A 9,721-nucleotide genomic window follows, 5' to 3' on the forward strand; every position below is an offset into this window, starting at 1 on the left:
CCCCGCCGCGGTACCGCGTCAGTTCTCCAGCATCTCCGTGACCAGGGCGGCGATCGGCGACCGCTCGGACCGGGTCAGGGTGACGTGCGCGAACAGGGGGTGGCCCTTGAGCTTCTCGATCACCGCGACCACGCCGTCGTGGCGGCCCACGCGCAGGTTGTCGCGCTGGGCGATGTCGTGGGTGAGCACCACCCGCGAGTTCTGGCCGAGGCGGGAGAGGACCGTGAGAAGGACGTTGCGCTCCAGGGACTGGGCCTCGTCGACGATCACGAACGCGTCGTGCAGCGACCGGCCGCGGATGTGGGTGAGCGGGAGGACCTCCAGCATCCCCCGGTCCACGATCTCCTCGATGACCTCCTCGCTGGTCACCGCGGACAGGGTGTCGTGCACCGCCTGGCCCCACGGGGTCATCTTGTCGTTCTCGCTCCCGGGCAGGTAGCCCAGCTCCTGGCCGCCGACCGCGTACAGCGGCCGGAACACCATCACCTTGCGGTGCTGGCGGCGCTCCAGGACGGCCTCCAGACCGGCGCACAGCGCCAGCGCCGACTTGCCGGTGCCCGCGCGTCCGCCCAGGGAGACGATGCCCACCTCGGGGTCGGTGAGCAGGTCGAGGGCGATGCGCTGCTCGGCGCTGCGGCCGTGCAGGCCGAACACGTCGCGGTCGCCGCGCACCAGCTTCACCGACTTGTCGGGCTGGACCCGGCCGAGCGCCTTGCCGCGCTCGGAGACCAGCACCAGCCCGGTGTGGCAGGGGAGATCGCGGGCCGCGTCGATGTCGCTCTCGCCGCTGGTGAACAGTTCGCCGATCTGGTGCGCGGGCACGTCCAGCTCGGCCATGCCCGTCCAGCCGTGCTCGATGGCCAGTTCGGCCCGGTACTCGTCGGCGGCCAGCCCGATGGAGGCCGCCTTGATCCGCATGGGGAGGTCCTTGCTCACCAGCACGACGTCCCCGCCCTCCTCCTGGAGGTTGCGGGCCACCGTGAGGATCCGGGTGTCGTTGTCGCCGAGCCGGAAGCCCGCCGGCAGGATCTGCGGATCGCTGTGGTTGAGTTCCACCCGCAGCGTGCCGCCGGCGTCGTTCACCGGTACCGGGGCGTCCAGACGGCCGTGGGCGACCCGCAGGTCGTCCAGGCGGCGCAACGCGTGACGAGCGAAGTACCCGAGCTCCGGGTGGTGACGCTTGCTCTCCAGCTCGGTGATCACCACCACGGGGATGACGACCTCGTGCTCGGCGAACCGGCTCAGGGCGGCCGGGTCGGCGAGCAGGACACTGGTGTCGAGCACATAGACGCGTCCGTCCTGGCCTACCTCCGTACGGGGGTCGGGGGACTGGGTGTCACGGCGATCGGTCGAGGAACTAGCCACTCGTTCTCCCCTTGGGCACCGCTGGGGCGCCCTACTGTCACGGGATCATGGAGGACCGGGACCTGGCCCGCGAGGGCCGGGTCCGGCCCTCCTCGTTGACGTTCCGCGATGGCGGAGGAGATCAATGAGACGGGGCCTCCCGAACGGGTGGACGAACGCCACCCGCTACTTCCGACGCTACGCGTCCGTGCTCCCGTTTCCAAGGGACCTCTCCCTCCGCGCGGTGAACTCCGCGTTAAGGGGTCGGGCTTCGGGGGGTCAGGATCCGTAGCGGCGGTTGCGCGCGCCGTACGAGCGCAGTGCACGCAGGAAGTCCACCCTGCGGAAGGCAGGCCAGTAGACCTCGCAGAAGTAGAACTCCGAGTGCACGCTCTGCCACAGCATGAAGCCGGACAGGCGCTGTTCCCCCGACGTGCGGATGAGCAGGTCGGGGTCGGGCTGACCGCGCGTGTAGAGATGCCGTGCGATGTCCTCGATGTCCAGGCGCTCGGCAAGCTCCTGGATACCGGTGCCCTTGGCCGCCTCCGCTTGGAGGAGGGACCGAACCGCATCAGCGATCTCACGTCTACCTCCATACCCGACGGCGACGTTGACAACCAGCCCGGGGTTGCCGGATGTGGCCGTCTCCGCCTCCTTGAGCGCCTGGGCGGTGGACGCGGGCAGGATGTCGAGGGCCCCCACGGGGCGCGTGTTCCACCCCTCCTCGCGCAGCCGGGCGATGGTCTGCTCGATGATGCGCACCAGCGGGCCCAGCTCGGACTCGTCCCGGCTGAGGTTGTCGGTGGACAGCATCCAGAGTGTGACCACCTGCACGCCGACCTCGTCGCACCAGCGCAGCAGTTCGAAGATCTTGTTCGCGCCCGCCTGGTGGCCCTGCTCGGCCGCGCCGAGCCCGCTCACCTTGGCCCAGCGGCGGTTGCCGTCCATCGCGACACCGACGTGGCGGGGGATCTCCTGACTGGTCAGCCGACGCTCCAGGCGCCGCTCGTAGAGCCAGTACAGGGGGTCACGAAGCCCCATTGGCGAAACCTCTCAGAGCTGGATCTGGAACAGCACACCGTTGGAAAGGATGTGCCGACGGGGATGCCTCCAGCGTAGTTCGCCCGAAGGGGGCTACGTCACGGCCAGGGACTTGCGCACGTGCTTGCGCCCCTGGTGGATGCGGGACTTGACGGTGCCCAGGGCCAGGTTGAGCTCGGAGGCGATCTCGTTGTAGTCCATCTGGCACAGGTCGCGCAGGACCAGGGGGGCCACCAGGTTGGGGCGGTCCTTCTCCAGCTGGTCGAGGGCCTCCAGCAGGTCGATGCGGGAACCGGCGATGACGCTGGTGGTGCGGGGGTCGCTCTGGTGGGGCATGCGCTCGGCCTCGGTGGGGAACTCCGCCGAGCGCCGCTTCATGGAGCGGTAGGTCTGCCGGGCGGAGTTGGACACCACCGTGTACAGCCAGGTGGTGAACAGGGAGTCGCCCTTGAAGCTGTCGATCTTGCGCGCCACGCGCAGCAGCGCGTCCTGGCACGCCTCCTCGGCGTCCTGCCGGTAGGGCAGGAAGCGGGAGCAGCGGCGCAGGACCTCGGGCTGGATCCGCCGGAGCAGGTCGTCCAGGGCCATGGCGTCTCCGGCCTTGGCCCGGCGCGCGAGGTCCTCCAGCTCCTCGTCGACGTTGCTCGCCACCCGGCGCCGCGGCGCGGGGCTCTCCTCGTGGTCTGCGTGGTCACTACTGCGCATGTCTGGTCTCTCCCTGACTGACGGCAGACATCCGGCCGTCCGCTGCGGACGCGGGTGCGCCCCTTGCGTTCGAGGGTCACACGTCACCGGGACGTCTACGGCCCCGGTCCGGATCCGCACTCGTGAAAAATCGTCGCCTTCGCCGCCGCGCACGGCGCGGAGCCCGTCGGGCCCCCTCCAGTCTCCACGTCCGGAGGGGATCGGCGCCACCCGGAGAGGGGATCATATCGGCGGGAGGCAATGTGAAGGTACAGATGGTGTATTAGTGGGCAACGACCGCGTGTTCACCCCTGACAGACCGAGGCGGAGATGAGCCAACCTGAGGCCTTCGGGCGCTACCGCGTCATCCGGCGCCTTGGGTCGGGTTCCTTCGCCACGGTCTGGTTGGCGCAGGACGACCTGCTGAACTACTCGGTGGCCATCAAGGTACTCGCCGAGAACTGGGCGCACCAGATGGACATCCAGCACCGCTTCCTGGAGGAGGCGCGCATCCTGCGCCAGACCGACTCCACCTGGCTGGTGGCGGTGCACGACGTGGACGTGCTCCCCGACGGTCGGCCCTACATGGTGATGACCTACGCCGACCAGGGCAGCGTCGCCGACCTCATCCACCGGGGCACACTGCCCCTGGACGAGGCCCTGCGGCTGCTCACCGAGATCGGCCAGGGCATCACGGTGCTGCACAACCACGGCACGATCCACCGCGACATCAAGCCGTCCAACGTGCTGCTCCAGTCCTCACCCGTGGGACAGCGGGTGCTGGTGGCGGACCTGGGGTTCGCCAAGTCGATCGACGAGGCGTCGGGGTTCACCGCGGCGGCCGGGACCCCCGGCTACATGTCCCCCGAGCAGAGCATTCCCGGCGGTGACCTGGACGTCCGGTCGGACGTGTACTCGCTGGGCGCGGTGGCCTACGAGCTCATCACCGGCCGTCCGCCCTCGCGTCCGCCGGTGAAGGTGGCTCCTGGCCAGATCCGGCCAGGTCTGCCCCCCGCGCTCGACGAACTCATCCTGTCGGCACTTTCGGTGGACCGGGAAAGCCGTCCGGCGGACGCCAAAACCTTCACCGACCGGGTCAGAACCATCCGTATGGCGCCCGACCTGCCCAAGGCGGCCGTGCCGTGGTGGCAGCGGCTGCGCATGCCGTGGCGGCGGGCGACCGCCCTGGCGGGGGCGCTGGTGCTGACGGGCGCCAGCCTCTCGGGATCCCTGGGCAGGCCGGGGGTGTCCCTGACCACCGTGCACGACGCCGCGCAGGGGGTCTACCTGGAGGTGCCGTCGGTGTGGGCCCACGAGATCCACACCGCCCAGGAGGCCCTCCCCGCGGCGGCCGAGGCCGGCGCGGGTCCGGGCCTGCTGGTGGCGACCGACGCCGAGGACTGGGACTCCACCCGGGAGACGGCCTACGGTGTGTACGCGACCGTGGTGCGCGGCCCCGCCGACCTGAGCGGGATCGCCGGCGCCCAGCCGTGCGGGGACCCTCCCGAGGAGCGGCCGCTGGACACCGGGGAATGGGAGGGCACGGTGTGGGACTGGCCCGAGTGCCACGGCAACGGGTCGCTGAGCAGCGCCGCCGTGCACGAGCCGGGCGAGCCCACGACCGTGTACATGGAGATCCGCCAGCCGGGCTACCGGCCCGACCTGGTGGACCGGATCATCGCCGGTACGCACCTGGGATAGGCCCCGGCGACGCGTCAGGCCAGCAGCTGCTCCCGCAGGTCCTCGGGCGAGGTGACCGGGAGCTTGCAGACGAAGCCCTCGCACACGTAGGCGGTCGGTCGCCCGCCCACCGGCGCGCGGTCGCGCAGCAGCGGCACCCCTCCGTCGTCGCGGCCGTCGCCGCGTGAGAGCACGGTGCCCAGCGGCGCCCAGACCAGCGCGGCGTGCACCAGCTCCGCGGTCCTCGGGTCGTCGGGGTCGCCCACCACCGCCACGGCGCGCGGCCCGGTCAGGAGGGCCTCGCCGGTGGCCAGGCCCCACCCGGCGAACCGGGCGGCCTTCTCCGCCAGCACCGCCACCGGGGACAGCGCCTCCTCGGCGGCCGTGCGGTGGCGCTCGGATCCGGTCAGCGCGGCGTAGGAGAGCAGCGCGGATGCCGCCGCCGACCGGCCGGACGGTGTGACGTTGTCGGTGGGGTCCTGGGGCCGGTTGAAGAGGCGCTCGGCGTCGTCGGCGGTGTCGTAGAACCCGCCGGAGCCGTCTCCGAAGCGCTCCAGGACGGTGTCCAGCAGGCGCCCGGCCTCGTGCGCGTAGCGCGCCTCCCCGGTCACACCGTGCAGGACGAGCAGCCCCTCGGCGACGTCGGCGTAGTCCTCCAGCACCCCGGCGCTGGTGCCCGCGCGCCCGTCCCGGGAGGTGCGGACCAGGCGCCCGTCCCGCAGGTGCACGCGCAGCAGCAGGTCAGCGGCCGCGCGGGCGGCCTCCACCAGGTCGGGCCGCTCCAGCAGCACCCCGGCCTCGGCCAGCGCGGCGACCGCCAGGCCGTTCCAGGCGGCCACCACCTTGTCGTCGCGCGCGGGGGCGACCCGTTCGGCGCGGGCCGCCAGCAGGGCCTCACGGACCCGCTGGTAGCGCCAGGCGTCGGCGGGCGGGGCGGGCAGCTGGAGCACGGAGGCGCCGCGCTCGAAGGTGCCCTCCTCGGTCACGCCGAACACCTCGGCGGCGAAGGCGGCGTCCTCCTCGCCCAGGACCTCCCGCAGCTGGGCGGGCGTCCACACGTAGTAGGTGCCCTCCTCGCCCTCGCTGTCGGCGTCCAGCGCCGAGGCGAACCCGCCCTCGGGCGTGCGCAGGTCGCGCAGCATCCAGTCGGCGGTCTCCCCGGCGACCCGGCGCAGCAGGGCGTGGGTGGCGGCGTCGGAGACCCCCGGACCCGAGGGGCGGCGGCCCATCCGGGCGTAGGCGCGCAGCAGCAGGGCGTTGTCGTACAGCATCTTCTCGAAGTGCGGCACGGTCCACTCGCGGTCCACCGAGTATCGGGCGAAACCACCGCCGAGCTGGTCGTACATGCCGCCCTGCGCCATGGCCAGGGCGGTGCCGCTGGCCATGAGCCAGGCGGGCGTGGACTCGTCCGCGCTCTGCAGGGGCCGGGTGCGCTCGTCCTGGGCGGTGAGGAAGGAGAGCAGCATCGACGGCGGGAACTTGGGCGCGGTGCCGAAACCGCCGTGGGCGCTGTCGTAGTCGCGCACCAGCGCGCGGACGGCCAGGTCGAGCCGGTCCGCGGAGGGCGGGGGCGCGGCGGCCAGGGTGCGCGGGCCGCTCAGCGCCTCCACCACGCGCGCGCCCTGGCCGACCAGTTCGGTGCGCTGGTCCCGCCAGGCGTCGGCCACGCCCCGCAGCAGGCGCTGGAAGTGCTCGCGCGGGAAGTAGGTGCCGCAGTAGAACGGGGCGCCGTCGGGGGTGGCGAACACGGTCATGGGCCAGCCCCCCTGGCCGGTCATGGCCTGGGTCGCCTCCATGTACACGGCGTCGACGTCGGGGCGCTCCTCGCGGTCCACCTTGACGTTGACGAACAGGCTGTTCATCAGGGCCGCGGTCGCCTCGTCCTCGAAGGACTCGTGGGCCATCACGTGGCACCAGTGGCAGGCGGCGTAGCCGACGGAGACGAGGAGGGGCACGTCGCGCCGACGCGCCTCGGCGAGGGCCTCCTCACCCCAGGGCCACCACTCCACGGGGTTGTCGGCGTGCTGCAACAGGTACGGGCTGGTCGCGTCGCTCAGGCGGTTGGACATGCCCCCAACTCTGCCATCCGGGGCGGCGGGGCGTCGCGCACCCGCCCGAGCGGAGTCCACGGCACGGGAGCCGACCCGGCGCCCGTGAACTCCGCCACCCGGGGCGGTGGGGTGTCGCGCACCCGCCGGAGCGAGCCGGGGACCACCGCCCGGGAGGAGGCCGGGTGTTCGTCCGGCGGGCGCGGGAGCGGCCCGGAGCCTTCGGACCGAGTGGTGGGCCCGGGCGGTGCGCCCGGACACGCCGTCCCGCTGGGGCAGGGCGGGGACGTCTCCTCAGCTCCGCGGAGCGGTGTCCTCGGCGGAGACCTGCGCCGCGTCGGCCGGCCCGCCGTCGTCGGAGGCCGTGGCCCTCGCGCCGAAGTCGTCGTCCTTGGGCAGGGCGCGGAGCTTGCCCAGGAGGCTGCGCATGAGGAAGTACAGCCCGACGCCGATGGCGAAGATGACGAGGAAGCCGAGCACACCGGGGGTCACGGTGTCCTTGTCGAGCTGGAAGCTGCCCGCCAGCACCGTCGCGGACGTGAGAAGGGTGTTCATGCCACTCATACTCTCACTGCTTCTCGGACACCCGCGAAGAGGTCCTTCTCAGGGATCTCGGTGTCCACCAGCGAGCGCACCAGGTGGTAGTCCTCACTCGGCCAGGCCTCCGCGACGACCTCGTTGGGCACGGCGAACCAGAACCCGTTGGGGTCCACCTGGGTGGCGTGCGCCTTGAGCGCCTCGTCGGCGACGTCGAAGTACTCGCTGCAGTGCACGCGCGTGGTGATCTCCCAGCGGGGGTGGTCGCGGTCCGCGATCCGCTTCATCCACTCCTCGAAGGGGTTCTCCAGCCCGCGCGCGGCCAGCACGTCGGCCAGGGCCTCGAACCGCTCGGGCGGGAAGGAGACGAAGTAGTACAGCTTGAGCGGCTGCCAGGGGTCGCCCGCGTCCGGGTAGGCGTCGGGGTCGCCCGCGGTGTCGAAGGCGTGCATCGTCACCTTGTGGGTCATGATGTGGTCGGGGTGCGGGTAACCGCCGTTCTCGTCGTAGGTGAGGATGACGTGCGGCCGGAACCTGCGGATGGACTCCACGAGGGGCGCGGCGCCCTCCTCCACGGGGAGGGTGGCGAAACAGCCCTCGGGCAGGGGCGGCAGCGGGTCGCCCTCGGGCAGGCCGGAGTCGACGAACCCGGCGAACTCCTGCTGGACGCCGAGGATCTCCCTGGCCCGCTCCATCTCCTCTCGGCGCACCTGCGCGATGTTCTCGCGGATGTCGGGACGCTCCATCGCGGGGTTGAGGATGTCGCCGCGCTCGCCACCGGTCATGGTGACAACGAGCACGTCGACGCCCTCCTCCACATAGCGGGCCATGGTGGCCGCGCCCTTGCTGGACTCGTCATCGGGGTGGGCATGAACGGCCATGAGCCGCAGGCGCTCGGACAACGAAGGGTCTCCTTGACTAGGTGGACGGACGCGAGGGGCGCGGCCGTCCGGCTCCCCCGGTACACAGGCTCGGACGACTTCCGCGCGGGGCGCGTGGGGAGGCTGTCAGGTCGGGGATATCTTAGACAACACCGTCCCCTTGTTCGGAGATTCCCGATGCAGCCGACCCCGGAGGAAGACGCCGTGAAGAGCGCCGAAACCACGGCCGACACAGCGGCCGACTCCTCGGCCAGTACCGCTCCCGCGCTGCGCAAGCGCCACGGGAACGGGCCGGTCTTCTTCGTCATCGCCACCCTCTTCGCGGTGGCGTGCGCGGTCGGCTGGGGCTACTCCCTGATGAACTTCAGCGGTCTGGGCGGCGGTGTGTACCACCAGGTGATCACCTTCTCCGCGCCCACGCCCGAGGAGGCCACCATCAGCTACGAGGTGAACAGCAGGAACGGCGCCGAGTGCCTGGTCGTGGCGTTGGACGAACAGTTCGTCGAGGTGGGCCAGACGCGCTCGAAGGCCGAGGCCGGGAACCGCATGGTCACCACGACCGTTGAGACGGTTCGTCAGGCCGCCACGGTAGAAGTGGCCTCGTGCAGGGAACAAGGTTCGCAGGACTGATCCACCGAGCCCCTTAGCCCGGCTCCGGAGGCACCGCCGAACCGCGGGAACCCGTGTGTCACGACGCACGGTGATATTCTCGTAAGTTCAGCTCTGGCCGCCTGGTGGCCTTTGCTACTAGTACACAAGGAGTTCCCGTGACCCAGACCCGCGATGACAACGTCACCTGGCTCACCCAGGAGGCGTACGACCGGCTCAAGTCCGAGCTGGACCACCTGTCGGGGAGTGGGCGCATCGAGATCGCGGAGAAGATCGAGGCGGCCCGGGAAGAGGGCGACCTCAAGGAGAACGGCGGGTACCACGCCGCCAAGGAGGAGCAGGGCAAGATGGAGGCCCGCATCCTCCAGCTCACCGAGATCCTGCGCACCGCGCGGGTCGGCGAGGCGCCCCACACCGAGGGCGTGGTCGGCCCCGGCATGACCGTCACCGTCAAGTTCGACGGGGACGACGACGAGGTCACCTTCCTGCTCGCCTCCCGCGAGGAGAGCGGCTCTCCCATCGACGTGTACTCGCCCAGGTCACCGCTGGGCTCCGCCATCAACGGCAAGCGCGTGGGGGAGAACGTCAGCTACACGCTGCCCAACGGCAAGAGCCTGGGCGTCGAGATCATCGACGCCGTGCCCTACACCGGCATGTAGCGGCGGTTCGGCGATCACGGGGGCGGTGTCCGACCGCCCCCGCCGCTTTGGGGGCGCCCCTCACCGGGGCGCCCCTTCGTGTGCGCGGTGGGGATCCTCCGGAGGGTCCCCCGCGTCGTAGTCTCGAAGCACACTCCCGCGGCGGCTTCCCCGGCCGCCGGTCCGACGAACCGAGGGATTCCCGCCGACATGTCCTCGCTCCACTGGAACCCCCAGGAACCCCGCCCCGGCGCGTACC

Annotated in this window: 9 protein-coding genes; 3 read left to right on the forward strand and 6 right to left on the reverse strand. The window is 71.4% G+C overall.

The annotated features are described in order from the left end of the window. Nucleotides 1–18 precede the first annotated feature (18 nt). The 3 genes from DQW06_RS09680 to DQW06_RS09690 all read right to left on the reverse strand — a co-directional run bounded on the left by DQW06_RS09680 (nt 19) and on the right by DQW06_RS09690 (nt 3,090). Complete coding sequence (locus DQW06_RS09680; protein WP_013151160.1) at nt 19–1,365, reverse strand: PhoH family protein; 1,347 nt, start codon at nt 1,363–1,365, stop codon at nt 19–21. Between the two features lie 258 nt (nt 1,366–1,623). Continuing rightward, a complete protein-coding gene (locus DQW06_RS09685; RefSeq protein ID WP_013151159.1) occupies nt 1,624–2,385 on the reverse strand; it encodes an isoprenyl transferase in 762 nt (253 codons plus the stop codon). 93 nt (nt 2,386–2,478) lie between these two features. Beyond that, a complete protein-coding gene (locus tag DQW06_RS09690) occupies nt 2,479–3,090 on the reverse strand; it encodes an RNA polymerase sigma factor (RefSeq protein ID WP_013151158.1) in 612 nt (203 codons plus the stop codon). A gap of 309 nt (nt 3,091–3,399) precedes the next feature. Between DQW06_RS09690 and DQW06_RS09695 the strand changes: the two genes are divergently transcribed. Continuing rightward, nucleotides 3,400–4,770 (forward strand): serine/threonine-protein kinase, encoded by a 1,371-nt coding sequence (locus tag DQW06_RS09695; protein WP_013151157.1) that lies wholly within the window; start codon nt 3,400–3,402, stop codon nt 4,768–4,770. A 14-nt stretch (nt 4,771–4,784) separates the two neighbouring features. On the opposite strand, the gene DQW06_RS09700 is transcribed toward DQW06_RS09695, so the two are convergent. The 3 genes from DQW06_RS09700 to mca form a co-directional block, all read right to left on the reverse strand. Further along, on the reverse strand, nt 4,785–6,818 hold the full coding sequence (locus DQW06_RS09700; protein WP_013151156.1) for a thioredoxin domain-containing protein: 2,034 nt from the start codon (nt 6,816–6,818) through the stop codon (nt 4,785–4,787). Between the two features lie 273 nt (nt 6,819–7,091). Continuing rightward, nucleotides 7,092–7,352: a hypothetical protein gene (locus DQW06_RS09705; RefSeq protein ID WP_013151155.1), complete on the reverse strand. Its 261-nt coding sequence runs from the start codon at nt 7,350–7,352 to the stop codon at nt 7,092–7,094. Nucleotides 7,353–7,357: 5 nt separating this feature from the next. Next, nucleotides 7,358–8,236, reverse strand: coding sequence for a mycothiol conjugate amidase Mca (gene mca, locus DQW06_RS09710; RefSeq protein ID WP_013151154.1), 879 nt, complete (start codon nt 8,234–8,236; stop codon nt 7,358–7,360). 156 nt (nt 8,237–8,392) lie between these two features. Here mca and DQW06_RS09715 point away from each other — a divergent pair, with 156 nt between their 5' ends. Beyond that, nucleotides 8,393–8,845 carry a DUF4307 domain-containing protein gene (locus DQW06_RS09715; protein ID WP_013151153.1) on the forward strand — a complete coding sequence of 151 codons (453 nt, stop codon included), beginning with the start codon at nt 8,393–8,395 and terminating at the stop codon, nt 8,843–8,845. Nucleotides 8,846–8,982: 137 nt separating this feature from the next. Continuing rightward, on the forward strand, nt 8,983–9,483 hold the full coding sequence (greA, locus tag DQW06_RS09720; protein WP_013151152.1) for a transcription elongation factor GreA: 501 nt from the start codon (nt 8,983–8,985) through the stop codon (nt 9,481–9,483). Nucleotides 9,484–9,721 lie beyond the last annotated feature (238 nt).

The sequence above is a fragment of the Nocardiopsis sp. TNDT3 genome (assembly GCF_003427465.1).
GTDB classification, from domain to species: Bacteria; Actinomycetota; Actinomycetes; order Streptosporangiales; family Streptosporangiaceae; genus Nocardiopsis; species Nocardiopsis dassonvillei.